Origin of the sequence: Kibdelosporangium phytohabitans, assembly GCF_001302585.1 — a bacterium.
In the GTDB taxonomy this organism is placed as follows: Bacteria; Actinomycetota; Actinomycetes; order Mycobacteriales; family Pseudonocardiaceae; genus Kibdelosporangium; species Kibdelosporangium phytohabitans.
Genome location: NZ_CP012752.1, coordinates 5,799,197 through 5,824,029, shown reverse-complemented (window position 1 = coordinate 5,824,029; position 24,833 = coordinate 5,799,197). Strand labels below are relative to the sequence as shown.

The window sequence follows — 24,833 nt, the reverse complement described above, 5'->3', positions numbered from 1 at the left end:
GTAAGCGGAAGCCGTACCGTGAAAGGAATGAAGGATGACGACGATCTCGGCGGTGCGGGGTGTGCTTCCGCCGCACCGATATCCGCAGGCGCAGCTGACCGAACTGTTCGGCCGGTTGTGCCTGCCGGACCGGGCGACGCGAGCCGTGGCGAACAGGTTCCACACCAGCGCGCGGGTCGCCACGCGCCATCTGGCGTTGCCGATCGAGCGCTATGACGAACTCGACGGGTTCACCGCGGCCAACGACGCTTTCCTCTCGGCCGCGGTCGATCTGGGCTGCGAGGCCGCGCTCGCCGCGCTCGCGGACGCGGGCCTCACACCGTCCGATGTGGATCTCGTGATGTCCACGACGGTCACCGGCATCGCGGTGCCGTCCCTGGACGCCCGGATCGCGTCGCGGATCGGGATGCGCCCGGACGTCAAACGCCTGCCGATCGTCGGGCTGGGCTGTCTGGCCGGAGCGGCGGGCATCGCGCGGTTGCACGACTTCCTGCGCGGCTGGCCGACGGCGGTGGCGATGCTGGTCTCGGTCGAACTGTGCTCGCTCACCGTCCAGCGCCAGGATTCCAGTGCGGCCAACATGATCGCGTCCGGGCTGTTCGGCGACGGCGCCGCCGCGGTGGTCGCGGTCGGCGATGACCATTTGATCGCGGCCACGGGCCCGCGTGTGGTGGACTCGGTCAGCCACCTCTACGAGAACTCCGAGCGCGCGATGGGATGGGACATCGGCAGCACGGGTCTGAAAGTGGTGCTGGGCGCGGAGGTACCGGATCTCGTGCACAAGTACCTCGCGGAGGACGTCAAGCACCTGCTGGCGCCGCACGGGCTGGAGATCGACGACATCGCCCGGTGGATCTGCCATCCCGGCGGGCCGAAGGTGATCGAGGCGATCCAGTCGGTGCTGGGCCTGGACGAGAACGACCTGGCGATGACCTGGCGCTCCCTGGGGCAGATCGGGAACCTGTCGTCGGCGTCGGTGCTGCACGTGTTCGCCGACACGCTCGCCGGGCGGCCCGCGTCCACTGGCGACTGGGGTGTGGTGATGGCCATGGGGCCGGGGTTCTGCGCCGAACTGGTGTTGCTGCGATGGTGAGCCAGGCGTGGTACACGGTCCTGGTGGGACTGGTCGCGGCGGAGCGGCTGGCCGAACTGGTGGTCGCGAAACGCAATCTGGCGTGGAGCCTGGCCCGGGGCGGGCGGGAGACCGGGTTCGGGCACTACCCGTTCATGGTGGTCCTGCACACCGGGCTGCTCGCCGGCTGCCTGCTCGAGGTGTGGGTCGCTGACCGGGGCTTCATGGCCGTGCTGGGCTGGCCGATGCTGGCGTTGGTGGTCGCGTCGCAGGTGCTGCGGTGGTGGTGCATCCGCACGCTCGGTCCTCAGTGGAACACCCGCATCGTGGTCGTCCCTGGCCTGCCACGCGTCACCGGCGGGCCGTATCGGTTGTTCGCGCACCCGAACTATGTCGCGGTGGTCGCCGAGGGCGTCGCCCTGCCGCTCGTTCACAGCGCGTGGCTGACGGCTGTCGGTTTCACCGTGGTGAACGCCGGGCTGCTGACGGTCCGGATCCGTGCGGAGAACGAGGCGTTGAGGTCGGCCTATGCCTGAACCGTCGCACGATGTGGTCGTGGCCGGAGGCGGCCCGGCCGGGCTTGCCGTCGCGCTCGGCTGCGCGCGGGCAGGGATGGACGTGGTTGTGTGCGAGAAGCGCACTGGCGCGATCGACAAGGCGTGCGGGGAAGGACTGATGCCGAGCGCCGTGCGTGCCCTGGACGCGCTGGGGATCGACCCACCGGGATACCCGATCGAGGGCATCACCTACCGCCAGGGCTCGAGGTCCGCGCACGCCGCTTTCCGCACCGGTCCGGGTAAAGGGGTACGACGCACCGCGTTGCACGACGCGCTGCGCACCGAAGTGGACCGGCACGGTGTGCCGGTCCTGCCGATCGCGATCACGGACCTGACCCAGCACGACGACCACGTGCGTGCCGGTGCACTGCGGGCGCGCTATCTGGTCGCGGCCGACGGGCTGCACTCCGCGGTCCGCGGCCTGGCCGGTCTCAGCAACGACCGGGCCACGGACACCTCCCGCTGGGGGCTGCGCCGTCATTACGCACTCCCCCCGTTCACCAACGCGGTCGAGGTGACGTGGGCGCCGCGGTCCGAGGCCTACGTGACCCCAGTCGCACCGGACACGGTCGGCGTCGCGATCCTGTCGTCGGTCCGCGGCGGCTACACCGAACAACTCGCCGCGTTTCCCGACCTGGCGGCACGCCTGTCCGGCGCACAGCCTGTCTCGCCGGTCCGGGGAGCCGGACCACTGCGGCAACGGACCTCCAGGCGGGTCGCGGGACGTGTCCTGCTGGTCGGGGACGCGGCCGGTTACGTCGACGCCCTCACCGGAGAAGGACTGGCGTTGTCCCTGGCCACCGCGGCCGAGCTCGTGCACTGCCTGCGCGCGGACCGACCCGGTGACTACGACCGCGCCTGGAAACGGGCATCACGACGGTCCCGCTGGCTGACGGAGTCCTTGTTGTGGGCACGCGGCCGTCCCGCGCTCGCCCGGCGCATCGTGCCCACCGCCGCCCGCGCCCCGCGACTGTTCGCGGCCGTCGTCAACCAACTCGCACGCTGATGGGCCCGATATCTCCTGACTGGGATCTCGTGGTCGTCGGCGCCGGACCGGCCGGAGCCACAGCGGCACTCGCCGCGCTGCGTGCCGCCCCGACCGCACGCGTGCTCATGCTGGATACCGCCGACTTCCCCCGTGACAAGGTCTGTGGCGACGGCGTCGCACCGCACGCCATGGACGTACTCGCCGGGCTCGGCGTCCCTGTCGACGATCTCGCCGCGGGCACCACACCGGTCACCACGCTGCGCCTGACGTCACCACAGGGTATGCAGGCCAGGCGGCGCTTCGCACGGCCCGCCCACGTCATCCCCCGCGCGCTGCTGGACGTGAGGCTCGTGCACGCCGCTCAGCGAGCAGGCGCGGTACTCGAGCGGCACCGCGTCCGCACGCTTGACCAGCAGGACGCGTCGGTCCTGATCGACGGCTCCATCCGTGCTCGAACCGTCATCGGCGCGGACGGCGCCGAGTCGGTCGTGCGGCGCCAGTGCGGCGCCGACGCGGCGCGGACAGGCACCCTGGCCATCGCTCTGCGCGGATACACCAGCGCTGTCCCCTGGCCGGCCGACGAGCAGCGGCTCGTCATGGCCACGGCGAACTGGCCCGCCTACGCCTGGGTCTTCCCGGTCGGCGACGGCACCGCGAACGTCGGCTACGGAGAACTCATCCGCGCCGCACCACCAACCCGCGCACAGCTGACCACACGACTGCACGAACTGCTCCCTGACCTGCCTCCGACGCCATTGCGCGGGCACCGCCTGCCACTGTCGCCCGGCCGTCCCGGTGTCACGCACGGCCGGGTGCTGCTCGCAGGCGACGCCGCGTCGCTGATCAACCCACTGACCGGCGAAGGCATCTACTACGCGGTTCTCTCCGGAGCTCTGGCCGGGGCGGCTGCCACGACACCCGACCCGGCCCGTACCTACCGTCAGTCCCTGCGACACCGGCTCGGCAAGCACCTGCGGCACACCGACCTGCTCGCCAGGTTCACCCGAAGGCCGTGGCTGGTCGACGTCGCCACCGCCGCCGCTCGTGACGACCAGCGTGCCTTCGACCGGCTCGTCGAGATCGGCCTCGGTGCGGGCACACTGGACATTCCACTGTGTACGGCGATGCTCACCACCGTGGCCCGCCGCCGGCAGCGCGGGCCGTGAGCCGTCGTCGTTCCGGGTATTCGCGTGTCGAACGGGTACGCCACGCGTATGAGCCTGTTACCTGCACGGTCAGTCGAAGGTCGAGTCGTCCTGGTGACTGGCGGTTCCGCCGGGATCGGGCGCTCGGTCGTGGCGCGTCTCGCCGCCGCCGGTGCGACCGTCGTCACCTGTGCCCGCGACGAAGCGCGGTTGCGGGCGGAGGCCGGTCGTCTTCCGGGGATCGTCGATCCGGTCGCGTGTGACCTCACCGACCCCCGGCAGCGCCGCGACCTGATCGAGCACGTCGTCGAACACCACGGCAGGCTCGACGCGCTCGTCAACAACGCGGGCCAAGGCCGGGTGGGGTTGCTCACCGACCTGGACGCGGACTCCATCCACGACGTGGTGGCGCTCAACGTCGTCGCGGTCGCGGACCTGACCCGGCTGGCCCTGCCGCACATCACGGCCAGTCACGGCGACGTGGTGATGATTTCCTCCGTCGCCGGGTGGCTGCCGGTCCCGCCGCTGTCGCTGTATTCGGCCACCAAGGCGGCGGTGGACGGGCTTGTGCACGCGCTGCGGCGTGAATCGCCCGCCGGTCTTCGCATCCACAGTGTGAACCCCGGTCCGGCGCGGACGGAGTGGCTCCTGCGCGCGGCGGGTCTCCGGCCTGACGACGGCGAAGGCCACCGAGGACGCACGTTCGGCGTCCCGCCGGAACATGTCGCCGACGCGGTGCACCGCTGCCTCACCGGATACTGGCACCGCACGGTGGCCGTGCCGCGCTGGCTGGCGCTCACGCGGCTGGCGAGCCTGCCGCCGGTGAGCAGTGTTCTCGACCTCATCCTGGCGCCCATCGCGCCCCCAGTGGCGCGATGGACACATCGCTACCGGGATTCGCTGGTTGCCCGTGCCCACAGCGCACAGCACGGCCGCGTCGACGACTCCGCCGACAGCATGCGCCCTGAGTCACGATCCGGAGTAGACGGCGCGCAGCGGGGTACACCTGCATAACCATCGAATGGTCCACTGTGGAGGTCCTTGTGCTGTTGCCCACACCGAGAGGCCCGGTGAGCGCGATGCTCACCGAGGTCCTGACGCGCCCCGGGGACGCCCCGCTGCCCCGCCACACCCTGGGTGACGACACCGTCGGCAACGATGTGCTGGCTGACGAGGATCTGCAGCTGTCGCTGTGGATCTGTTACGAGCTGTCCTACCAGGGTTTCGAGGGGGTCGACGCAGCCTGGGAGGACTCACTGCCGCTGCTGAGACTGCGCCAGGCGCTGGAGCGACGCATGGAGACAGGCCTGCATGACCTGGTGGACGACGTCCTGCCGTCCGCCCCGATCGCTCCCCACGACGTACCGGCGGCGCTGACTCGCGTGGTCGAGGAGGACACCGGACCGGCGCTGGCCGGGTTCCTGCAGCGTGAGGCGAGCCTGGCGCAGTTCCGCGAGTTCGTCGTGCACCGTTCGATCTACCACCTCAAGGAAGCCGACCCGCACAGCTTCGCCCTGCCCCGCCTGCCCGGTGCGGTCAAGGCGGCGCTGGTGGAGATCCAGGCCGACGAGTACGGCGGCGGACACCCGCAGCGGATGCACTCCGAGTTGTTCCGATCGCTCATGCGCACGCTGGAACTCGACGACTCCTACGGCGCCTACGTGGACCGGGTTCCGGCCACGACGTTGGCCGTCAGCAACATGATGTCCCTGTTCGCCCTGCACCGACGGCTGCTGGGTGCGCTGCTGGGACAGCTGGCGGTGTTCGAGATGACGTCGTCGCTGCCCAACCGCCGCTACAGCAACGGACTGCAACGTCTGGGCTACGCCCCGGAAGCCGCCCGCTACTACGACGAGCACGTCCAAGCCGACGCCGTGCACGAACAAATCGCCGCACACGATCTCTGCGGCGGGTACGCCCGCCATCATCCCGACCAGACCGGCACGGTCCTGTTCGGCGCCACCGCCGGACTCGCGGTGGAAGCCCGGTGCGCGACCGTGCTGTTGGACCGCTGGGCCAACGACACCAGCTCATTGCGCAACCGTTCAGTGGCGACCGCGGCATGAGCGGAAACGACGAGGAGCAGCCCATGGAGCGCACGAACGAACCGGCGGTGATCACGCCCTATCGCGACGGGCCGCTGATCCTGCGTGGTGACTTCGAGCTGCGCACGCAGGCCGGGGAACGGATCGACCCAGGCCGCGCGACCGTGGCTCTGTGCCGTTGCGGCCATTCCGCTGCCAAGCCGTTCTGCGACGGCACCCACAAGAAAACCCAGTTCCACGCGCCCGGCTGAGAAAGGAGCGGGCGCGGTCAGGGGGTGGTGAGGGTCGTGAGTGCGTGCTGCAGGCTGGTCAGGTGGGTGAGTGTGGGTGGTGCGTGAATGTTCCAGCCCGGACCGGCCAGGAGGAGACGGACGCCGCGGGTGACGCAGGTGTGGTGCGTGGTGGTGGGCACGGGGCCGGTGGTGTGGGCCCACAGCACGAGTGCCCGTGGGGTCGGGGCGGTGCGGCGAAGCGCTTGTGCGAGTGCGGTATCGGGGAGGTCAGCGCCGAGAAACCGGACAGGTGTGCCGGTTTCGGCGAGTGCGGCGCGCAGGACTTCCAAGGCGAGGGTGTGCCGTTCACCGGTGACACATGCCAGGAGGACCGGCGCGGTGGCGGGTAATGCCATCGTGGGAGGGCGCACGCGGTGCAGTGCCGCGGTGATGGTCCAGGACAGCAGGTGGACGATGTCGACGCACTCGTCCGCGCCGGTCGTGGCGGGCCCAGTGGTGGTGCCGCCGAACACCGCGAGCACAGGGCGGCAGATCTGATCCCAGGTCGTGGCGACGCCGTCGCGGGCGATGTGCGCGTCCAAGGTGGACGTCAACGTGTCGGCGTCCAGCCGCAACGCGTGCCCGTGCAGGATGGCCGGGCCGGCTGCGATGCTCGCCCGCGGTGTCGGTTCGTCGCGGTGAAAGGCCAGCCGCGCGGCGGAGGGGGCGCTCATCCCTTGAGCGATCAAGTCCCGCATGTGCGTGAGCGCGATGAGGTCGACGCGGGTGTATCGGCGGTGGCGGCCGTCGCCGTGGCCGATGATCGGTAGGTGGTAGCGACGGTGCCAGCCGCGCAGGGTGGACGGGGCGATACCGAGCAGGCGGGCTGCCGCTCCGGGCGTCCATTCGGCGTCGGATGTGCCAGCCGGCAGCGGGGTGCTCGGGCCGTCCATGGGTGTCATTGTCTCCCGGTGACCGTGGCCGCCGCGGGGAGCGGCGGCCACAGCGTCCCCTGCCGCGCGGGCGCGCAACTACGGGGGAAGTTGTCGCCCGCGCGGCGGGTGGCCGCCACACGCCAGGCGCGCCGGCTGGGGGTCAGGCGCCGCGTGACGTGTGGCGGGTCGCGGCAAGACCGCCGGTGGCGACACCGAGACCGATCATGCCGATGCCCAGGACGAGGTGCAGCCAGTTGTCAGCGGTGTTGACCGGCACGAAGTTGGCCGCGGAGTCGTGGTCGATGACCAGTCCGTAGAGCCACAGCACGAGGTAGATCACGCCGCCGCCGATGAGGAAGGTGCGTGCGCCGCGTGCGGTACGGGCCATGGCGAGACCAGCGACACCGAACAGCAGGTGCACGAGGTTGTGCAGGATCGAGACCGCGAACAGTCCCAGCAGCAGGGCGGAGGAATGGTGCCCGGCGAAGGAAAGCTGGTCGTAGTTGGTGGTCACGCCGGGGATGAACCCACCGATGCCGACCAAGAGGAACACCACCCCGACCACCATGGCGATCACTTGTACGGGGCTACGGTTCGTGGTGGGCGATGACGTGCGGCTCATGGTTGTGCCTCCTGATCGTTCAGCTGATCCCAAGTGGACGGCACACGTTGTTCTGCTGGCGTGCCTGGATTCGTGGCGGACGGCTGGCCGTCGCGTCACATGGGCGTTCATCGGGCCTCGGCCGGGTGCCGGGGTTGGTAGCTCAGCGGTACCCGGTGGACCGACGGCAAAACGATTCGACGGCGCCGGGTTGCGAACCAATGTGAAAGTGGTCGTCGTGCGGGATTCATCTGCCGCCGCGGCGGCTGAGAGTCCCTCGCACGGCCAGGGCGAGACACACCAGCGCCAGGCCTGCGACCAGCAAAAGCGCGTACTGGTGCGCAAGGGCCGCGGCGGCCAGCACGATCGGGATCGCGGCGGTGGGCCATGGCCAGACCGCGCGCCAGGAACGCCGGCTGCCACCGAGGATGAGCGCGGAACCGGCCAGGTACAGGGCGAGTCCACCGGCAAGCGTCCAGCCACCGGGTGACGGGAGTGCTGCCACCGGATGCAGCACGAGGTCCTCGATCCCCACGCCGACCATGACTATGCCGAGCGCGAGCGGCAGGTGACCGTATACGAACAGGTCGTGCCGTTCGTCGGCGGCGGCGCCGTGCTGGCCTTTGTCCTCGTGCCGTTGCAGGGCGACGGCACTGCTGGTGGCGGTGGTGTCGAAGTAGTTCCACCACAGCGCCGCGGCGATGACGAACCCGGCGACACCGACGGCGACCGCGGGAGCGGCCCACTTGGCGTCGTGCACGCCGGTGGCGGCGCCGCCGACGGCCTCACCAAGCACCAGGATGACGATGAGGCCGAACCGTTCAGGCAGATGTTCCATGTGCAGTGGGAGTCGGTTGTCGCGCCAGGTGGCGATGGCCGGACCGGCGGCGTCGGCGATGACCGCCGCGGCCCACAACCAGTACCGCGCCGGACCGTCGAAGGGTAACGACACCGTCCACAGCAATGAACTCACTGTCAGGGTGCTGAGGTAGACGCCGATGGTCGGCCGGGCGTCGGGGATGTGCCGCCACGCCCGGACGTGCAGCAACAACAGGATCACCCGGCCGGCGAGGAAACTCACCGCGAACGGTGTGGAGAACGACGAGGTCGCCGCGGACGCGGCTGCGGCGCACCCGGCGGTGCACAGGGTCGCGGCCAGTTTGGCGATCCGGAACACCACGTCGTCGGTGTCGAAACGGTTGGCGTACAACGTGTACCCCACCCAGGACGTCCAGATGGCGAAGAACAGGGCCGCGAACGTGCCCAGCCCGGTCCAGGTCAGGCTCTTCAGGAAGGCGGCGGCGAGTTCGAACACGACCAGGACGTAGGCGAGGTCGAAGAACAGCTCGAGCCTGCTGGCCGACGCTTCCCAGCCGGTGCGCAGGGCAGGCGGGCGGACCAACGGGTCGCGTTCGCTGTCCGATCCCACGAGGAACTCCCGTCATAGCGGCTTGTGCGGGCCCATGTCGCCCGGCAGCCGGGAGATCGAACGATCAGGGAACCAGCGTGGCGTTTCGTCGACCGGCCGGGTCGGCATACCCGCGCGAGCCGACGGCGAATCCCCGCGCCGGAGAAGATCCTCGATCAGCAGCGCGCGCAGTTCGCGGCAGTCGTATGTTTCGGGTGGTGCGGCAGGGGCACCCATCTCACACAGAGCTATAACAGGCTTCTCAGCGCCCAGGACCCCGGTGCTTCGACATCGACCACGACGGTACGGGATTCCACCCACGATCATCTCGGTGGCAAGCGCGACAACGGCTCCCACAGGCCGTCGTACGGCCGCTGCCCTTCCCGCACACCGGCACGTGTCCGCACCTGGAGGAAAATCATGTCCCAGCGCAACACCCTCGTCCGCGCCATGCACGATGTCGGCCTCGCCGCGTGGTTCGGCGGGTCCCTCGCCGGAGCGGTCGCGGTCAACGGCGCCGCCGCGGACCTTCCGGACCCCACGATGCGGCTGACCGTCGCCAACGCCGGCTGGGCCCGCTGGGCGCCGGTGAACGCCGTCGCCGTCGGGGTGCACCTGCTGGGCGGGACGGTGCTGCTGTGGACGAACCGGGACCGCGTCGCCGGTCAGCGCGGGGTGGCCGCGCAGACCGTCGCCAAACTCATGCTGACCGGAGCCGCGCTGGCCGCCACCGGCTACAGCGGGGCGTTGGGCCGGAAGCTGCGCGCCGCCGAAGGTGTCGCGGTCAAGGGCGGCACCACCCCGGCGAAATCCACTCCCGCGGAGGTCGCGCACATCCAGCAGCAGTTGGACACCTGCCAATGGCTGATCCCGGCTCTCACCTGCGGCGTCTCGGTGCTCACGGCACTGGCCGGCGAGCAGCAGCGGTCCGACCGGCAACTGGCTGAGGTGATCACCCGTCCGGGTCGGTGGCTTCGTGCCGCGGGCTGAGACCGGCCGCGTGAGCGAGTGGGGTCACTACCGTGGTTCCTAGTTTCCGGAGATCGTCATGCTGAGCCGTTTCTGTAGCGCCGCGGCATTCGCTGTCGGGTGCGTGCTGGCGGTGATCGGCTTGTTGGCCGTTCCGGGCGGCGCGCTTATCGCGTGGATGGTGCTGGCAGCGTTCGTCGGATCGCTTGTCGCGCTGTACATACAAAGCGCGCGACCTGACAGCGTCAACGTGTGGCGCCTCGGCGCTGCCCTGTCCGCCGCGATGATGGCGGCCAGCCTGGTCGTGACGGGGCTGATCGTCCTGCTCGGCGCCATTGCCGCCGCTGCCCTGTTGTTGTGGGCCGCTGCCGTGGTGGCGGTGTGGCTTCGCCGTCGAGCCAACCCCGTCACGTCTCACGTGCCACTCGTGAGCGCCGCGGTGGCTCCCCGCGCCGTCCTCGTCGAGCAACCGCAGCCTTGCCGTCCGGCGCAGCGGACATTCGACATCAACACGGCGACAGCGTCCACCGACACACTGCGTGCGGCGTGGCAGCGCACCTACTGGCTGCTGCGGGATCTGCCGCCCACCAGCCTCGGCCACTGGGCCGTTTTCGACTTGTGGGTCCGCCTGCTCGACGAGTTCGAACGCCGGGATCCCGACGCGTTCGCCCGGTGGTTGAACACCGGACCACGCGCCGGAAGCGACCCTGGCAGGTACCTGTCCACCGACGTCGGATCGCAGTCGCGGCACGCACGTGAACCAGGCGCTGTGCCACCGATCGAATCCCCCACCTCGGCCGGGATCACTCCCCGCCCGGCCACCGCCTGACCTGACCCGGCCAACCCATTCGGGAGAACGCGTGAGCACCAAACCCGGTCGCGGCGCCCACCGCGACAACATCACCCCCGCACCGTTGCAGGCCAACGAGAATTCCGCTCCGGACAGGGCATCGACACAGAGCCCACCGGGCGGCCTGCCCACCTCCGACCGGCGCTCGGAGGTCGCCGCGAGCGAGCCTGACTACTACTCCGAGCCCTCGCGCGGTGATGTCCTGTCCCGGCAGAAGGACCGGTTCGGTGGCATCAAGTGGGGCGCGGCCTTCTTCGGCTGGCTCACCGCGATCGGGACGGCTGTGCTCCTCGCGGCGGTGGGTGGCGCGATCGGCCTGTCCATCACCGGCGGTCTGGGTCAGACAGGCGGCCAGAACATCGACGTGACGCAGACCGGCGGCATCGTCAGCGCCATCGTCGCCGCCGCGGTGCTGCTGATCGCCTACTACTGCGGTGGTTACGTAGCCGGTCGGATGGCGCGGTTCAACGGTGTGAAACAAGGCATCGCGGTCTGGGTGTGGACGATCGTCATCACCATCGTCGTCGCGATCCTCGCCGCGATCGCCGGTAGCCGATTCGACGCGCTGCGCAACGTCGACGGACTGCCGCAGCTGTCCGTCAATGGCGGCGACCTCGCCCTCACCGCCATCGTCGGCGCGGCCATCGCACTCGCGGTCGCCCTCGTCGGCGCGATCCTCGGTGGCTTGGCCGGGATGCGGTTCCACCGCAAGATCGACCGCGCCGACCTCGACCCGCTCTAGGCTCGCCTACTCCGGAGTCGCCCTTCTGCTGTGCGCGGACCTACCGCAGTTGGTCGCGGCGGCGGGTCAGGTAGGCGGTCTCGGCCGTGTTGCCTGCCAGGTCGATGGCTTTGTCGTAGGCCGCGCGTGATTCCTGGCCGCGGCCCAGCCGGCGCAGCAGGTCGGCACGGGTGACGTGGTACGCGTGGTAGCCGGCCAGCGCCTCGGCCAGGCGGTCGACGATGGCCAGTGCCACTTCCGGCCCGTCGAGTTCGGCCACGGCGATGGCCCGGTTGAGGGCGACGATCGGGGACGGGTCCAGCCGGACGAGCCGGTCGTAGAGAGCGAGGACCTGTGACCAGTCGGTGTCGCGGCTGTCGCGGGCTGAGGTGTGCACGGCGTTGATCGCGGCGAGGATCTGGTAACGGCCCGGCGCCACCCCGGCGGCGGCAGCGGCGAGGCGTTCGCGGACCAGCCGGTGCCCCTCGGCGATCAGGCCGGCATCCCAGGCGCCCCGGTCCTGCTCGTCGAGAGCGACCAGTTCGCCGCTGCCCGAGACCCGGGCGGCGCGGCGGGCCTCGGTGAGGAGCATCAGCGCCAGCAGCCCGGCCACTTCCCCGTCCCGCGGCAGGAGCACGCGGATCAGGCGGGTCAGCCGGATCGCCTCGGTGGTCAGGTCGTGACGCACCGGATCGGTGCCGGGCCCGGTCGCCAGGTAGCCCTCGTTGAAGACGAGGAAGACGACAGCGAGCACGCCGGTCACGCGTGCCGGGAGGTCCTCGGCGGACGGCATCCGGTACGGGATGCGAGCAGCCTTGATCTTCGACTTCGCGCGGGTGATGCGCTGCCCCATCGCACTCTCGGTCGCCAGGAAGGCGCGAGCGATCTCCGGCACGGTCAGGCCGCCGACCATGCGCAGCGTCAGCGCCAGGCGGGCTTCCATCGCCAACGCTGGGTGACAACAGGTGAAGATCAGTCGCAGCCGGTCGTCGTCGATGGCACCGAGAGGCTCGGGCGGGTCATCGTCGTGCACCATCTGAGCCTCCTTGTGCTTGTCGTCGCGCTTGTTCTCACGGCGGATCCGGTCGATGGCCTTGCGGTTGGCGGTCGTGGTCAGCCACGCACCGGGGTTCGCCGGCACGCCGACGACCGGCCACCGCTCGACGGCGGTCGCGAACGCCTCGGCCGCCGCCTCCTCTGCGATGTCCAGGTCACTGAAACGCCTGGTCAGGGCGGCTACCACCCGCGCCCACTCGTCGTGGTGGGCACGGGTGATCACCTCGTCGACGTCGCTCACCGGAACGGTCGCACCTCGATCTTCCGATCGCAGATCTTCGACGCCTCGGTGGCGAGCTTGAGCGCCACATCCAGGTCGGGGGCCTCCCACACCCAGACGCCGGCGAGGTACTCCTTCGACTCCACGAAGGGCCCGTCGCTGAAGACAGCCTGCTCGCCCCGGTTGTCGATCACCGTGGCCGAGTCGGTGTCCGCGAGTCCGCCCGCGAAGACCCAGTAGCCCCCGGCGATCAGCCGTTCGTTGAACTCGCTGATGGCGGGCTGCCTGTCCGTGCTGCCGGGGTTGCTCTTGTCATCGATCACGGAAACCAGGTATTGCATCTGAAGATCATCTCCTGTGGTGTCAAGACGGCGTGGTCAGACGGTGGCATACCGCGGGCGACCGGCAGGCCGGTACACCTGGATCGTCACGCCCTTCGAGTCGGTCCGCGACCGGACCAGGTCGAGCGCGGCATCCGGGCCGGTCTGCGGGAACAGCCGCGCGCCCTGGCCGAGGACCACCGGGATCACGATCAACGTCAGCTCGTCGACCAGGTCGTTGGCCAGCAGCCACCGGACCAGGGCACCGCTGCCGTGCACCTGCAGCTCACCACCCGGTTTCGCCTTCAGGTCCGCGATGGCGGTCGCGAGGTCGCCGGACAGGACGGTGCTGCCCGACCAGGCCGGGTCGGTGAGCGTGGCCGACACGACGTACTTGGGCCGTGCGTTCAACGCCCGCATGACGGGCTCCCAGCCGGGAACATCCTGGGCCGTCAAGGTTCCCCACGACTCGGCGAACAGCTCGTAGGTCCGTCGGCCGAACAGGAACGCGTCGGCGCTGTCGTAGGTCTGGTTGATGAACGCGGTGGTGTCCTTGTCGCCCTTCCCCAGGGCCCATCCCCCGCGCTCGAATCCGTTCCTGCGGTCCTCGTCCGACGCGCCGCCGTTTCCCTGCATCACTCCGTCGACGGTGATCTGGGTCATGGTCGTCAGCTTCATGGTCGCGGTTCCTCCGCCTCGGCGCCGCCCCCTGCGGGCGGTCTCACCCCTGCTACGAACGCCCCCGGCCCGATCCGACACCGGCCCGCGGATTTCTTCGAAGAGTTTTTCCGGACGCCGCCGGGCTGTGCCGATGACCGCGTGGCGCCACGCTGACGGCGGCACGGACATGAGTCCAGTGTGGAATATCAGCACCTGCCGGTCCTGTCGCCGACAACATCGCCGGCCCGCCCCGATCTCCCGCGATGTGAGACGGCGGTGGAAACGCCATCTTGCGAAATACGCTGCGCGTGTGAAACGCCTGACCTTGTTGACAGTCATTGCCGCGCTGGGTTTGAGCAGCGCGTGCGGTACGGGTGCGCCACCCGCGGGGACCGGCGCGGCAACCACGGCCAGTCAGGCGACGACGCCTCCCGACGACCAGCTGGACACCGGCGCGGTAGTGGACATCCGGCTGGTGCTGGAACCCACCAGCCTCAACATCTTCGGCACCGCGGGCGCCGCACTGGACCAGATCCTGCTCGACAACGTCTACCAGGGCCTGCTGAGCATCGACACGAGCGCCAACGACAAGATCGTGCCCGCGCTGGCGTCCTCGTACGAGCTGGCCCCCGACGGTTTGACGTACACCTTCCACCTGGTCAAGGGTGCCAAGTTCCACGACGGGTCGCCGTTGACCGCCGATGACGTCGTGTGGTCGCTCGGCCAGCAGACCGCGCCCGGCTCCAAGTCCGTGCGGGCGGCCGAGTTCGCCTCGGTCTCCGGGGTTTCCGCGCCGGACCCGGCGACGGTCGTGGTCACGCTCAAGCAGCGGGACACTTTCCTGCTGTGGAACCTCGCTCAGCGGGGCGGGATCGTCTACAAGAAGGGCACCGACTTCGCCGCACTGGACGGCACAGCGAACGGCTCAGGGCCGTTCACCCTATCCCAGTGGAACCGCGGCGCGTCGATCACGTTGACCCGCAACGAGAACCACCACGGCCCGAAACCCAAGGTCGCCAAGGTGGTGCTGCACTACATCCCCGAGACCAGCGCGGCCAACAACGCGCAGGTGACGGGTCAGACCGACGTCCAGTCCGCGGCTGACCCCACGCTGTTGCAACCGTTCACGGGCCGTGACGACTTCACCGTGCACCGCGGCACGACGACCGACAAGTTCACGTTGGCGTTCAACGCAAGGAAGGCGCCGTTCGACAAGCCGGCCGTGCGGCACGCGATCCGTCAGGCCATCAACAAGCAGGACGTGATCAAAGCGGTCGGCGCCGGGACGGCGATCGGCAGCGCGGTCCCACCGCAGGACCCGTGGTACGAGGACCTGACCTCGATCGACGCCTACAACCTGGACGGCGCGAAGAAACTCCTCGCCGACGCCGGGTACGCCGACGGGTTGTCGCTGACGTTGACCGTTCCCAGCTTCTACCAGCGGGCGATCAGCGATGTCCTGGTGTCGAACCTCAAGCAGGCGGGGGTGACGCTCACCGTGCGCCAGGTCGAGTTCCAGACCTGGTTGACGCAGGTGTACCGCGACCAGGACTTCCAGCTCAGCCTCGTCAGCCACGCCGAACCGCGTGACCTGGTCAACTACACCAAACCGGCCTACTACTTCGGTTACGACAACAAGCAGGTCCAGCAGTGGTACACGCAGGCGCAGACCGCGGCCACGGACGGCGAACGCGACCAGCTGCTCAAGAAGGCCGGCAGGCAGATCGCCGAGGACGCTGCGACGGACTGGTTGTTCCTCAGCCAGACCCACAGTGTCGTGCGGAAGGGCGTTTTCGGCGTACCGCAGGCGGAAACCAGCAACCGGTACAACCTGAGCGGGTTGGCAGTCGCGAAGTGACTGGCCGGTGATGCTGTACGTGCTGCGCCGGTTCGCGTTGCTCGTGCTGGCGCTGGTCGTCGCGAGCGTGCTCGTTTTCCTGCTGCTACGCCTGTTGCCGGGTGACGTGGCCGCGACGATCGGTGGCATCCAGGCCACCCCCGAGCAGCTGGCGGCGATCCGGTCGGGGCTCGGCTTGGACAGGCCGCTGACCGGGCAGTACCTGTCGTGGGTGTCCGGTGTGCTGGCCGGGGACTTCGGGCGGTCCCAGCTCAACGGCACGTCCGTCGGCGCGGAGCTGGGACGCAAGCTCGAAGTGACGGCACCGCTGATCGCCGGGGCGGTGGTGATCTCGCTGGCGATCGCGGTCCCGTTCGGCACGTGGGCCGCGGTTCGACACCGCAGCCCGGTGGGCAGCGGGATCAGCGCCGTGTCCCAGCTGGGCATCGCGGTTCCGACGCTGTGGCTCGGCCTCGTGCTCGTCCTGGTCTTCTCGGTGCAGCTGGGTTGGTTGCCCGCACAGGGATTCCCGGTCGACAGGTGGGAAGAACCCGGACGGGCGCTGCACAGTCTGGTGTTGCCGTGTATCGCGTTGGGACTCACAGAAGGCGCGGTGCTGTTGAGATTCGTGCGTTCCGCTGTATTGGGCGTGTTGCACGCCGACTACGTGCGCACCGCGCGGGCCAAAGGCCTGACGAAGACGCAAGCGCTGCTGCGTCACGGGTTCCGCAACGCCGCGTTGCCCGTGGTGTCGGTGCTCGGCCTGCAGTTGGCGGCGTTGATCGTGGGCACGGTGGTGATCGAGCGGGTGTTCACGTTGCCCGGGGTCGGCGGGATGCTGGTGACCGACGTGGGCAACCGTGACCTGGTGAAGGTGCAGGGTGAGGTGTTCCTGGTGGTCGCGGCCGTGCTGCTGATCGGTTTCCTGATCGACGTGGTGCACCGGCTGATCGACCCGCGGCTGCGGGACGCGTCGTGATCGCGGCTCTGCTGCGTCGCCCGTCGGGCGTGTTCGGCCTGATCGTGCTGGCCTTGCTGGTGGCCGGTGGGGTGGTGTCGATCTGGTGGACCCCGTTCGATCCGCTGGCGACCAACCCGTCCGAGTCGTGGCTGCTGCCGTTGCAGCAAGGGCACTTGCTCGGCACGGACCGAATAGGACACGACCAGTTCAGCCAGCTGATGGCCGGTGCACGGGAAACGCTCGTCGCCGCGGTGGCTTCGGCCGCGACCGCGGCGGTGGTCGGGCTGGTCTTGGCGCTCGCTGCCGTGTTGAGTCCGCGGTGGGTCAGTGGGCCGGTTGTGCAGCTGATCGACATCCTGATCGCGTTCCCGACGCTGCTGCTGGCGATGGTGCTCGCGGCGGTGTACGGCAGCTCGCTGGCGACCGTGGTGGCGGCGATCGGCATCGGGTTCGGTGTCGGCGTGGCCCGTGTGACACGGGCCGAGCTGGCGAACGTGCTGACCAGCGACTACGTGCTCGCCGCGCGGGCGGCCGGGGCGCGCACCGGCCGGATCGTGCGCAAGCACCTGTTGCCGAACATCGCCCCGACGTTGATCGTCCAGCTGTCGCTGGTGATGGCGCTCGCCGTGCTCACCGAGGCCGCGTTGACCTATCTCGGGTACGGCAGTTCACCGTCGACACCGTCCTGGGGCGGGATGCTGCACGAACAACAGGCCTACATCGCCGCCCGGCCGTTGCTGGTGATCTGGCCGGGCGCGGCGGTGGCCGTGACCGTGGTGGGGCTGAACCTGCTCGGTGACGCGCTGCGGGACGTGACCGATCCGCGGCTGCGAAGCGGGGTGCCAGGCTGATGGCGCTCCTGGAGATCACCGATCTGACCGTCCACATCGGTCAAAAGAAGGTGCTGGACGGGATCAGCCTCGACCTGGACGCCGGACAGCGGCTCGGCGTCATCGGCGAGTCCGGCTCCGGCAAGTCGATGACCGCGTTGGCCATTCTGGGACTGTTGCCGGACAACGCGACCGTCACCGGCAGTGTCCGGCTGGACGGCACCGAGCTGACCGGGCTCGGTGACAAGGCCTTGGCCGGGATTCGCGGCACGCGGATGGCCATGGTGTTCCAGGAACCGTTGTCGGCGTTGAACCCGCTGATGCGCGTCGGCAGGCAGATCGCCGAACCGTTGCGCCTGCACCACGGGTACTCGAAAGGCAAAGCCCTGGCTGAAGCGGTGGCTCTGGCGGCGAAGGTCGGGCTGCCCGACCCGGACCGGGCAGTGCGGGCCTACCCGCACCAACTGTCCGGTGGGCAGCGGCAGCGGGTCGGTATCGCGATCGCGCTGGCCTGCCGTCCGAGCCTGCTGATCGCCGACGAGCCGACCACCGCCCTGGACGTGACCGTGCAAGCCGAAATCCTGGAGCTGTTGCGGCGGCTGGTGGCCGACGAGGGCACTGCCCTGGTGTTCATCACGCACGACTTGGCCGTGCTCGCCCAGATGGTGCAGCGGGTCGCGGTGCTCGGTTCCGGTGTGTTGCTGGAGCAAGGTCCGTTGGCCGGGCTTCTCCGCTCGCCTCGGCACCCGTACACGAAGCGTCTGCTGGACCTCGCCCGGATGGAGTCACTATGACCTTGTTGACAGCCGACGGGTTGAACCGGCGATATCGACTCCCCCGGAGGTCGTTGTCCGTGACCACGGCGTACCGCGACGCGGTCCGTGACGTCAGCCTGAACTTGGCGGACGGCGAACGCCTGGGCATCGTGGGTGAGTCGGGCTCGGGGAAGTCGACGCTGCTGCGCCTGCTGCTCGCGCTGGACCGGCCGGATTCCGGTGTGGTGCGGTACCGCGGTCGCGAGGTCGCCGGGAAGGACCTGACGTGGTACCGCCGCGAGGTCCAGGTCGTCCTGCAGGACCCGCTCGGCTCGCTGGACCCGCGGATGCTCGTGCGCGACATCGTCGCGGAGCCGTTGGAGTGCCTGCGGATCCCCGGCGACCACGACGAACGGGTGGCGGAGGTCCTGGCCGCGGTGGGCATGGAGCCCGGCTCGGTCAGACGGTACCCGCACGAGTTCTCCGGCGGGCAACGGCAACGCATCGCCATCGCCCGCGCGCTCGCCCCGCACCCGAAAGTGCTCGTCGGGGACGAACCGTTCTCCGCGCTGGACGCGTCCGTGCGGGCCCAGGTCATCGGCATCGTGCGTGACCTGATCGCGCGGTTCGGGCTGACGCTGATCCTCGTGTCGCACGACATCGGCGTGGTCAACCAGCTGTGCGACCAGCTGATCGTGCTCAAGGACGGCGAAGTCGTGGAGCGCGGTGCGACGTCAACCGTGCTGAGCGATCCCCGCCACCCCTACACCCAGGCATTGCTGCGTGCCGTGCCCCGCCTTCCCGAGGAGAACGGATGACCGCTTTCAAACTCGGCTTCCTCACCCACGTGCACGGGCCGGGCAAGGACAGCACGACCGTGTTGCGTGAGCTGCTGGACGTGTTCGCGGCGGCCGACGAGCTGGGGTTCGACGGCGGGTGGGTCGCGCAGCACCACTTCCGGGACGACTTCGGACGACTACCGTCACCGCTGGTGTTCTTCGGCGCCGCGGCGGCCCGTGCGCCACGGTTGCGTCTCGGCACGGCCGTGACCGTGCTGCCCCTGGAGGACCCGCTGCGGCTGGCCGAGGACGCGGCGGTGCTGGACGCGTTCAGCGGCGGTGCGCTCGAACTCGGACTCGGCACCGGAGGCGCCAATCACGAGGCGTTCAGCGCGTTCGGCCACGACCCCGGCCGGCGGCGGGAACTGTTCGACGACCGCCTCACCGTGCTGAAAGCGGCGCTCCGAGGTGACCCGTTGCCCGGCGGGGACCTGGTCCTCCAACCTCCCGTGCCGGCGCTCGCCGACCGGATCTGGCAGTCCACGTCGGACAACGCACGCGCCGCGCAGATCGGCGCCCATGGCGACGGCCTGCTGCTGGGCACGGCCGTGCACGATCCGGAAACCGTGCAGAAGCCGCTGGCCGAGGCGTACCTGACAACGGCGGTACGGCCGCGCTTCGGGATCGTGCGAGCGGTGTTCCCCGCCAAGGACAGGCAGGCAGCCCAGGACGACCTCGCGCCCGCGTTGGCGATCCACCGGACAGGGTTCGTCGGCCACGGGCTGACCGAACTGGTCGATCTGCCGGTCGACGACTACCTGGCGCGGATCAACGTGCACCACGGCACGCCCGCTGAGGTGGTCGCGAGTCTGCGCGCGGATCCCGCCTTGCTCGGCTACCTCAACCCGGACAGCTGGTTCCTGCCGGTCGTGCAGCACGAACTGTCCGATCCCGGCGCCGACGTCGAACGCCTGCGGGTGATCGCCGAGGAGATCGCGCCCGCATTGGGATGGCGGCGATGATCCACCTCGGGTTCCTGACCCACGTGCACGGCGAGGGCGTCCCGGCGGGGCCGCTCTACCGGCAGCTCGTGGAGGTGTTCGCCGCCGCCGAGGAACTCGGCTACCAGTCTGGCTGGGTCGCGCAGCACCACCTGCGGACCGGACACGGCAGGCTGCCGTCTCCGCTGGTGTTGCTGGCCGCCGCGGCGGAGCGGACGTCCCGGATCCACCTGGGCACCGCGGTGACCGTGCTGCCGTTGGAGAACCCGATCCGGCTGGCCGAGGACGTGCTGGTGCTGGACGCCCTGTCCGGTGGGCGGTTGGAGCTGGGGCTGGGCAGCGGGGTGCCGTCGCCGGAGGAGTTCGCCGCGTTCGGCCGTGCCGCTGACCGGCGGCACGACCTCTACGACGAGCACCTGCTCACTCTGACGAAGGTCCTGGACGGGGCACTGACCGACCGGCTCTGGGGCTCGACGCTCCGGTCCGAAGCCCTGGCCGCGGGTGCACGGGCGGGGCACGGCCTGCTGCTCGGTGTGGGGCCGGCGGAGAAGGTCCAGATCCAGCTGGCCGACCAGCACCGCGCGGCCGGTGGCAACCGGGTAGCCGCTGTCCGGGGCGTGTTCCCCGGCCCGGACAAGGACATCGTCGCGGCCGAGCTGGCGCCGGACGTGCGGCGTTATCTCCCATTGCACGTCGAAGCCGGGTGGGCGCCCCACGACGGCATCGACGTCCATGAACTGTTGCGGCTGATGAACGTCCAGTACGGCACACCGGGGCAGATCGTCGAATCCCTGCGTGCCGACCCGGTCACCGCAGGACCGGCGACGCACCTGATCGTCGCCGTGCAGGCCGAGAGCTCCACGTTGGACCAGGCGGTGCGCCGCCTCGAGGTCATCGCGAAACAGATCGCACCGGAACTGGGATGGACCCCATGACAGCACTTCTCGCACTGGTCCGTGACCCCGGCGGGGCACTGGACCTCCCCCACTACGTCCAGATCGCCCACGCACTCGAACGTGCCCGATTCGACGCGCTGCTGTTGTCGGACACGAAGCTGGACCCGCTGGTCGTGCTGCCCGCCCTCGCCTCGGTGACCGACCACATCGGACTGGTCGCGGACACCAGCGGCGTCGCGCCCTACCACCTCGCCCGCAAGCTGGCGTCCCTCGACCACCTCTCCGGCGGCCGGGCGGGCTGGCTGATCGACACCGCCGACGGTGACCTGGTCACCACGGAGTACGTCGAGGTCGTGCGGCAGCTCTGGGACAGCTTCTCCGACAAGGCGATCCTGCGTGACAAGGCCAATGCCCGCTACTACGACCCGGACCAGCTGCGCACCCCACACCACAGGGGCGAGCACTTCACCGTGCGCGGCCCGTTGAACATCTCCCGCCCGCCGCAGGGACATCCGGTGATCTTCCAGTTCGGCTCGGCACTCCTCGGCGACGTCTTCGTGGACCGGGCGACAGACGTGGCCGAGTTCGACACCGTGGCCGCCGTCCTCGGCCACACGGCCACGCTCGGCGACCGAGGGCCGTACGCGGGGGCGACATTGCGGGAGAACCTCGGTCTGGCACGTCCGGAGGTGGTCCGATGACCCGGCAGTTGCACCTCAACGCCTTCCTCAAACCGCCGGGGGAATACCTGGCCGCGTGGCGTCATCCGGAGGCGAAAGCGGACGCGGGCGTGCGCTTCGACGAGGTCCTTTCGTTCGCGCGGAAGGCCGAACAGGCCGCGTTCGACGCGCTGTTCTTCGCTGATCTCGTCGGCGTGCCCCTGGAGAGCCAGGACGTCCTGTCACGGGTGTCGGTGGTCAACGACTCCTTCGAACCGACCACCCTGCTGGCCGCGCTCGCCGCCAGGACCAGCCGGATCGGGCTGATCGCGACCGCGTCCACGTCGTACAACGAACCACGGCACCTGGCCCGCACCTTCGAGTCGCTCAACGTGATCTCGCGGGGTCGCGCCGGGTGGAACGCCGTGACCTCCCTCAACGACGGCGAGGCACTGAACTTCGGCCTGGACGCCCACCTGCCGCACGGCGACCGCTACGCCCGTGCCGAGGAGTTCTTCGACACCGTCGACGGACTGTGGGAGCACAAGCCGGTGATCGTGCAGGCCGGAGCGTCCGAGGCAGGCAAGCAGTTCGCCGCACGGGTCGCGGACGTGATCTTCTCCGGCCAGCGCGACCTGGCGAAGGCGACGGAGTTCTACGCCGAGATGAAGCAGCGGGCCGCCGGGCTGGGCCGTGACCCCGACCGGTTGAAGATCCTGCCCGCCCTCTCGGTGATCACCGCACCGGCAGCCGGCGCGGCTCAGGCCAAACTGGACGCGTTGACCTCGTTGATGCCGCCGCAGGTCGCCCTCGCGCATCTGGCGTACCTGCTCGGCGGCTTCGACCTGACCACGTACCCGCTGGACGGTCCGCTGCCCCGGTTGCCCGAGTCCAACCAGTCCAAGAGCACCCAGGCCAGCGTCTACCACCGGGCCAGGGAACGCGGCCTGACCATCAGGCAACTGGCCAGGGAGATCAGCGACGACTCCAGCACCGTCGTCGGCACACCCGGCCAGGTCGCCGACCACATCGAGGAGTGGTTCCACGCACCCGCGGCCGACGGCTTCAACCTGGTCTTCCCCTACCTGCCCGGCACTCTCGACGACTTCGCCGAACTGGTGGTCCCGGCGCTGCGGGCACGTGGCCTGTTCCGCACGCAGTACACGGGCACTACTCTCCGAGCACATCTGGGACTGGAAGGCACACCATGACCGACGCGTGGCACCAGCCGTTGCGGCACATCCGGGGCGCCGAGCTGACCGGTGACACCAGCCAGACCACCGGGATGACCCGGCTGGAAGCGGTGTCCGGCAAGACCGTGGGCTCGTCGAAGATCTGGATGGGCGAGACGCACGTCGGACCGGGCACCAACTCGGGCGACCACCACCACGGCGAGGCGGAGACCGCGATCTACGTCAGGTCCGGCCACCCGGTGTTCGTGTTCGCCGACGGCGACGCGGAGATCCGGCTGGAGACCGAACCCGGCGACTACATCTTCGTCCCGCCGTACGTGCCGCACCGCGAGGAGAACCCCGCGGACGAGCCGGCGGTGGTGATCATTTCCCGCAGCAGCCAGGAAGGCATCGTGGTCAACCTGCCCAGCCTGTGGGCCCCGGTCGAGGTTCCGCCGCAGCCCGGCGCGTGAACGAGTTGTGGGTCCATGGCGTGACCGGGTTCAGCGCCGGTCTGCTGATCGCCCTGGTGACGGCGCCGGTGGGGGTTTCGGGGGCGGTGTTCCTGCTGCCGGTGCAGTTGAGTGTGCTGTCGGTTCCCAGTCCTGCGGTCACGCCGACCAACTTGATGTTCAACATCGTGGCGACGCCCGGTGCGCTGCTCCGCTACCGGCGGCACGGTTCGCTGGCGAGCCCGCTGACCGTTCGGCTCGTCCTCGGCACGCTGCCCGGTGTCGTCATCGGCGCGTTGACCAGGGTTTTCGCCGTCCCCGGCGCCCGGGAGTTCCGGTTGATCGTCGCGGCGGTACTGCTGCCGCTGGGTGCCTGGTTGTGCCTGCGGACGCTGCGCCGGCCGACACGCCACCCGCCGCGCCGGGAGCTCTCGTCCACGGTTGTCGTCACGCTCGGCCTGGTCGCGGGCGTTGTCGGAGGCGTTTACGGCATCGGCGGCGGTTCACTGCTCGGGCCTGTCCTCGCGGGACTGGGTCTCCCGATGGCCGCTGTCGCACCGGCCGCCCTCACCGCCACATTCCTGACGTCGATCGCGGGCGCCGCAACCTACGTGGTGCTGTCGCTGACCGCGTCCGGTGACATCGCGCCGGAGTGGTTCTTGGGACTGCTGTGCGGGATGGGAGGTTTGCTCGGCGGCTACCTAGGCGCACGACTGCAGCCACGCCTGCCGGAAACGGGATTGCGGCTGTTGCTCGGCGCGCTCGCCGTCGGACTGGGCATCCTGTACCTCGCCGAAGGCCTCAGCGGACAGCCGGTTGCACAGTGAGCGTCCCCACGTCCGTGTCCAGCACGGCGATCGGGCCCACCGGCAGGGACAAGGGGTGCGAGCCGTGGCCGGCGTCGATGCCGCCGAGAACCGGCACCTTCAGGACACCCAGCCGGTCCCGCAACACGTCCACCAGGTTCCAGCCGCGGTCGACGTAGTCCTCGAAGCCGGGAAACCGCCCCAGTGCCACCCCGCGCAACCCACGCAGGCTCCCGGAACGGATGAGCTGCGTCAGTTGCCTGTCGATCTGACCGATGCCGATGGCCCGCTCCGCCTCGACGAACAGGATCGCGCCGTCCAGACTGGGCAGCCCCACGCCGACGGCGTGCGCGACCGTGCCCAGATGCCCGCCGACGAGGTTCCCGGTGGCCGTGCCGGGCACCTCGGCGGCGACGGTCATCGCCTCCGGATCACGGTGCAGCGTAACGGGTTCGCTGTTCATCAGCAGGTCACGGGTGGCGGTCGCCGACCGCTGCCCGGCCAGGAAACCGTGCACCCCGGCCAGCCCGCAGTGTCGCCAGAGCGCCAGGTGCAGGTTCGTGATGTCGCTGAATCCCACGACCGGCTTCGGATCGGCCCGCACGGCGTCGAAATCGATGCCGCCCGCGATGCGATACGCGCCCGCGCCACCCCGGGTGGCGAACAGGGCGCGGACCCCGGGGTCGCGGAAGGCGTCGTTGAGATCGCTCAGCCGGTCCTCGTCCCGGCCCGCCAGGTATCCCCACTGGTCCAGTGCGTGCTCGCCGACCTCGACCAGCAGTCCCCACCCGCGCAGAACCTCGGCTGACTCGCCGAGCAGCTCCTGGCTGGGGAAACTGGCCGGGGACACCAGGCGGACGCGGTCACCCGGGCGCAGCCGGGGCGACCGCAGCACAGGGCGTTCGGGCACAAGACGATCCTGTCAC

General features: G+C 69.8%; 28 protein-coding genes. 21 read left to right on the top strand and 7 right to left on the bottom strand.

The features are described 5' to 3' along the window. Positions 1–34: 34 nt before the first annotated feature. The 7 genes from AOZ06_RS26265 (at position 35) to AOZ06_RS26235 (ending at position 6,058) form a co-directional block, all read left to right on the top strand. The gene (locus AOZ06_RS26265) at positions 35–1,093 is read left to right on the top strand and encodes a type III polyketide synthase (RefSeq protein ID WP_054291841.1); all 1,059 of its coding nucleotides are present in this window, start codon (positions 35–37) and stop codon (positions 1,091–1,093) included. Continuing rightward, entirely contained in the window at positions 1,087–1,608 is a 522-nt protein-coding gene (locus AOZ06_RS26260) for an isoprenylcysteine carboxyl methyltransferase family protein (protein WP_054291840.1), read from the top strand. The genes AOZ06_RS26265 and AOZ06_RS26260 overlap by 7 nt, the downstream gene beginning before the upstream one ends. Further along, the gene (locus AOZ06_RS26255) at positions 1,601–2,635 is read left to right on the top strand and encodes an NAD(P)/FAD-dependent oxidoreductase (RefSeq protein ID WP_054291839.1); all 1,035 of its coding nucleotides are present in this window, start codon (positions 1,601–1,603) and stop codon (positions 2,633–2,635) included. Before AOZ06_RS26260 ends, AOZ06_RS26255 begins: the two co-directional genes overlap by 8 nt. After that, on the top strand, positions 2,635–3,783 hold the full coding sequence (locus AOZ06_RS26250; protein ID WP_054291838.1) for an NAD(P)/FAD-dependent oxidoreductase: 1,149 nt from the start codon (positions 2,635–2,637) through the stop codon (positions 3,781–3,783). The genes AOZ06_RS26255 and AOZ06_RS26250 overlap by 1 nt, the downstream gene beginning before the upstream one ends. Positions 3,784–3,876: 93 nt before the next feature. After that, complete coding sequence (locus tag AOZ06_RS26245) at positions 3,877–4,776, top strand: SDR family oxidoreductase (protein WP_063810112.1); 900 nt, start codon at positions 3,877–3,879, stop codon at positions 4,774–4,776. Positions 4,777–4,841: 65 nt separating this feature from the next. After that, positions 4,842–5,828 carry an iron-containing redox enzyme family protein gene (locus AOZ06_RS26240; RefSeq protein ID WP_083472730.1) on the top strand — a complete coding sequence of 329 codons (987 nt, stop codon included), beginning with the start codon at positions 4,842–4,844 and terminating at the stop codon, positions 5,826–5,828. 23 nt (positions 5,829–5,851) lie between these two features. After that, entirely contained in the window at positions 5,852–6,058 is a 207-nt protein-coding gene (locus tag AOZ06_RS26235) for a CDGSH iron-sulfur domain-containing protein (RefSeq protein WP_054291836.1), read from the top strand. A gap of 17 nt (positions 6,059–6,075) precedes the next feature. Here AOZ06_RS26235 and AOZ06_RS26230 read toward each other — a convergent pair whose 3' ends face one another. The 3 genes from AOZ06_RS26230 to AOZ06_RS26220 form a co-directional block, all read right to left on the bottom strand. After that, entirely contained in the window at positions 6,076–6,972 is an 897-nt protein-coding gene (locus AOZ06_RS26230) for a MerR family transcriptional regulator (protein WP_054291835.1), read from the bottom strand. A gap of 142 nt (positions 6,973–7,114) precedes the next feature. Then, positions 7,115–7,522 carry a DUF4383 domain-containing protein gene (locus AOZ06_RS26225; RefSeq protein WP_470303356.1) on the bottom strand — a complete coding sequence of 136 codons (408 nt, stop codon included), beginning with the start codon at positions 7,520–7,522 and terminating at the stop codon, positions 7,115–7,117. Between the two features lie 280 nt (positions 7,523–7,802). Then, complete coding sequence (locus tag AOZ06_RS26220; RefSeq protein ID WP_054291833.1) at positions 7,803–8,984, bottom strand: low temperature requirement protein A; 1,182 nt, start codon at positions 8,982–8,984, stop codon at positions 7,803–7,805. Between the two features lie 399 nt (positions 8,985–9,383). On the opposite strand from AOZ06_RS26220, the gene AOZ06_RS26215 reads away from it, so the two are divergent. Genes AOZ06_RS26215 through AOZ06_RS26205 form a run of 3 tightly spaced genes read left to right on the top strand, consistent with a single transcriptional unit; the run spans position 9,384 to position 11,524 of the window. Then, positions 9,384–9,953, top strand: a complete 570-nt coding sequence (locus tag AOZ06_RS26215) for a hypothetical protein (protein WP_054291832.1) — start codon at positions 9,384–9,386, stop codon at positions 9,951–9,953. Positions 9,954–10,011: 58 nt separating this feature from the next. Then, positions 10,012–10,761 (top strand): hypothetical protein, encoded by a 750-nt coding sequence (locus AOZ06_RS26210; RefSeq protein WP_054291831.1) that lies wholly within the window; start codon positions 10,012–10,014, stop codon positions 10,759–10,761. Between the two features lie 31 nt (positions 10,762–10,792). Then, a complete protein-coding gene (locus AOZ06_RS26205) occupies positions 10,793–11,524 on the top strand; it encodes a hypothetical protein (RefSeq protein WP_063810111.1) in 732 nt (243 codons plus the stop codon). 40 nt (positions 11,525–11,564) lie between these two features. On the opposite strand, the gene AOZ06_RS26200 is transcribed toward AOZ06_RS26205, so the two are convergent. Genes AOZ06_RS26200 through AOZ06_RS26190 form a run of 3 tightly spaced genes read right to left on the bottom strand, consistent with a single transcriptional unit; the run spans position 11,565 to position 13,777 of the window. Then, positions 11,565–12,800: an RNA polymerase sigma factor gene (locus AOZ06_RS26200; RefSeq protein ID WP_054291830.1), complete on the bottom strand. Its 1,236-nt coding sequence runs from the start codon at positions 12,798–12,800 to the stop codon at positions 11,565–11,567. After that, a complete protein-coding gene (locus tag AOZ06_RS26195; RefSeq protein WP_054291829.1) occupies positions 12,797–13,120 on the bottom strand; it encodes a YciI family protein in 324 nt (107 codons plus the stop codon). Before AOZ06_RS26195 ends, AOZ06_RS26200 begins: the two co-directional genes overlap by 4 nt. Before the next feature lie 36 nt (positions 13,121–13,156). Then, on the bottom strand, positions 13,157–13,777 hold the full coding sequence (locus tag AOZ06_RS26190; protein WP_054291828.1) for a dihydrofolate reductase family protein: 621 nt from the start codon (positions 13,775–13,777) through the stop codon (positions 13,157–13,159). 292 nt (positions 13,778–14,069) lie between these two features. On the opposite strand from AOZ06_RS26190, the gene AOZ06_RS26185 reads away from it, so the two are divergent. From AOZ06_RS26185 to AOZ06_RS26135, 11 genes are read left to right on the top strand one after another with little or no spacing between them, the layout of a single operon-like run. Then, positions 14,070–15,617: an ABC transporter substrate-binding protein gene (locus AOZ06_RS26185; protein ID WP_054291827.1), complete on the top strand. Its 1,548-nt coding sequence runs from the start codon at positions 14,070–14,072 to the stop codon at positions 15,615–15,617. Positions 15,618–15,624: 7 nt separating this feature from the next. Then, on the top strand, positions 15,625–16,575 hold the full coding sequence (locus AOZ06_RS26180; RefSeq protein WP_054291826.1) for an ABC transporter permease: 951 nt from the start codon (positions 15,625–15,627) through the stop codon (positions 16,573–16,575). Continuing rightward, positions 16,572–17,408 carry an ABC transporter permease gene (locus tag AOZ06_RS26175; RefSeq protein ID WP_054291825.1) on the top strand — a complete coding sequence of 279 codons (837 nt, stop codon included), beginning with the start codon at positions 16,572–16,574 and terminating at the stop codon, positions 17,406–17,408. Before AOZ06_RS26180 ends, AOZ06_RS26175 begins: the two co-directional genes overlap by 4 nt. After that, the gene (locus AOZ06_RS26170) at positions 17,408–18,181 is read left to right on the top strand and encodes an ABC transporter ATP-binding protein (protein ID WP_054291824.1); all 774 of its coding nucleotides are present in this window, start codon (positions 17,408–17,410) and stop codon (positions 18,179–18,181) included. Before AOZ06_RS26175 ends, AOZ06_RS26170 begins: the two co-directional genes overlap by 1 nt. Further along, entirely contained in the window at positions 18,178–18,960 is a 783-nt protein-coding gene (locus AOZ06_RS26165) for an ATP-binding cassette domain-containing protein (protein WP_054291823.1), read from the top strand. The genes AOZ06_RS26170 and AOZ06_RS26165 overlap by 4 nt, the downstream gene beginning before the upstream one ends. Continuing rightward, the gene (locus AOZ06_RS26160) at positions 18,957–19,943 is read left to right on the top strand and encodes an LLM class flavin-dependent oxidoreductase (RefSeq protein ID WP_054291822.1); all 987 of its coding nucleotides are present in this window, start codon (positions 18,957–18,959) and stop codon (positions 19,941–19,943) included. The genes AOZ06_RS26165 and AOZ06_RS26160 overlap by 4 nt, the downstream gene beginning before the upstream one ends. Continuing rightward, the gene (locus AOZ06_RS26155; protein WP_218922066.1) at positions 19,940–20,857 is read left to right on the top strand and encodes an LLM class flavin-dependent oxidoreductase; all 918 of its coding nucleotides are present in this window, start codon (positions 19,940–19,942) and stop codon (positions 20,855–20,857) included. Before AOZ06_RS26160 ends, AOZ06_RS26155 begins: the two co-directional genes overlap by 4 nt. Continuing rightward, on the top strand, positions 20,854–21,519 hold the full coding sequence (locus AOZ06_RS26150) for an LLM class flavin-dependent oxidoreductase (RefSeq protein ID WP_218922065.1): 666 nt from the start codon (positions 20,854–20,856) through the stop codon (positions 21,517–21,519). The genes AOZ06_RS26155 and AOZ06_RS26150 overlap by 4 nt, the downstream gene beginning before the upstream one ends. After that, complete coding sequence (locus tag AOZ06_RS26145) at positions 21,516–22,688, top strand: LLM class flavin-dependent oxidoreductase (protein WP_054291819.1); 1,173 nt, start codon at positions 21,516–21,518, stop codon at positions 22,686–22,688. Before AOZ06_RS26150 ends, AOZ06_RS26145 begins: the two co-directional genes overlap by 4 nt. Next, positions 22,685–23,122 carry a cupin domain-containing protein gene (locus AOZ06_RS26140; protein WP_054291818.1) on the top strand — a complete coding sequence of 146 codons (438 nt, stop codon included), beginning with the start codon at positions 22,685–22,687 and terminating at the stop codon, positions 23,120–23,122. Before AOZ06_RS26145 ends, AOZ06_RS26140 begins: the two co-directional genes overlap by 4 nt. Continuing rightward, positions 23,119–23,928 (top strand): sulfite exporter TauE/SafE family protein, encoded by an 810-nt coding sequence (locus tag AOZ06_RS26135; protein ID WP_236952412.1) that lies wholly within the window; start codon positions 23,119–23,121, stop codon positions 23,926–23,928. The genes AOZ06_RS26140 and AOZ06_RS26135 overlap by 4 nt, the downstream gene beginning before the upstream one ends. Here AOZ06_RS26135 and AOZ06_RS26130 read toward each other — a convergent pair. After that, entirely contained in the window at positions 23,903–24,817 is a 915-nt protein-coding gene (locus AOZ06_RS26130; protein ID WP_063810110.1) for a S66 peptidase family protein, read from the bottom strand. The two genes, AOZ06_RS26135 and AOZ06_RS26130, sit on opposite strands and share 26 nt — an antisense overlap. Between the last annotated feature and the right edge of the window lie 16 nt (positions 24,818–24,833).

Coding starts and splice junctions, on each gene's coding strand:
- AOZ06_RS26265 (WP_054291841.1), top strand. CDS start 35: ATGACGACGATCTCGGCGGTGCGGGGTGTGCTTCCGCCGCACCGATAT.
- AOZ06_RS26260 (WP_054291840.1), top strand. CDS start 1,087: ATGGTGAGCCAGGCGTGGTACACGGTCCTGGTGGGACTGGTCGCGGCG.
- AOZ06_RS26255 (WP_054291839.1), top strand. CDS start 1,601: ATGCCTGAACCGTCGCACGATGTGGTCGTGGCCGGAGGCGGCCCGGCC.
- AOZ06_RS26250 (WP_054291838.1), top strand. CDS start 2,635: ATGGGCCCGATATCTCCTGACTGGGATCTCGTGGTCGTCGGCGCCGGA.
- AOZ06_RS26240 (WP_083472730.1), top strand. CDS start 4,842: ATGCTCACCGAGGTCCTGACGCGCCCCGGGGACGCCCCGCTGCCCCGC.
- AOZ06_RS26235 (WP_054291836.1), top strand. CDS start 5,852: ATGGAGCGCACGAACGAACCGGCGGTGATCACGCCCTATCGCGACGGG.
- AOZ06_RS26230 (WP_054291835.1), bottom strand. CDS start 6,972: ATGGACGGCCCGAGCACCCCGCTGCCGGCTGGCACATCCGACGCCGAA.
- AOZ06_RS26225 (WP_470303356.1), bottom strand. CDS start 7,522: ATGGTGGTCGGGGTGGTGTTCCTCTTGGTCGGCATCGGTGGGTTCATC.
- AOZ06_RS26215 (WP_054291832.1), top strand. CDS start 9,384: ATGTCCCAGCGCAACACCCTCGTCCGCGCCATGCACGATGTCGGCCTC.
- AOZ06_RS26210 (WP_054291831.1), top strand. CDS start 10,012: ATGCTGAGCCGTTTCTGTAGCGCCGCGGCATTCGCTGTCGGGTGCGTG.
- AOZ06_RS26195 (WP_054291829.1), bottom strand. CDS start 13,120: ATGCAATACCTGGTTTCCGTGATCGATGACAAGAGCAACCCCGGCAGC.
- AOZ06_RS26190 (WP_054291828.1), bottom strand. CDS start 13,777: ATGAAGCTGACGACCATGACCCAGATCACCGTCGACGGAGTGATGCAG.
- AOZ06_RS26170 (WP_054291824.1), top strand. CDS start 17,408: ATGGCGCTCCTGGAGATCACCGATCTGACCGTCCACATCGGTCAAAAG.
- AOZ06_RS26165 (WP_054291823.1), top strand. CDS start 18,178: ATGACCTTGTTGACAGCCGACGGGTTGAACCGGCGATATCGACTCCCC.
- AOZ06_RS26160 (WP_054291822.1), top strand. CDS start 18,957: ATGACCGCTTTCAAACTCGGCTTCCTCACCCACGTGCACGGGCCGGGC.
- AOZ06_RS26155 (WP_218922066.1), top strand. CDS start 19,940: ATGATCCACCTCGGGTTCCTGACCCACGTGCACGGCGAGGGCGTCCCG.
- AOZ06_RS26150 (WP_218922065.1), top strand. CDS start 20,854: ATGACAGCACTTCTCGCACTGGTCCGTGACCCCGGCGGGGCACTGGAC.
- AOZ06_RS26145 (WP_054291819.1), top strand. CDS start 21,516: ATGACCCGGCAGTTGCACCTCAACGCCTTCCTCAAACCGCCGGGGGAA.
- AOZ06_RS26140 (WP_054291818.1), top strand. CDS start 22,685: ATGACCGACGCGTGGCACCAGCCGTTGCGGCACATCCGGGGCGCCGAG.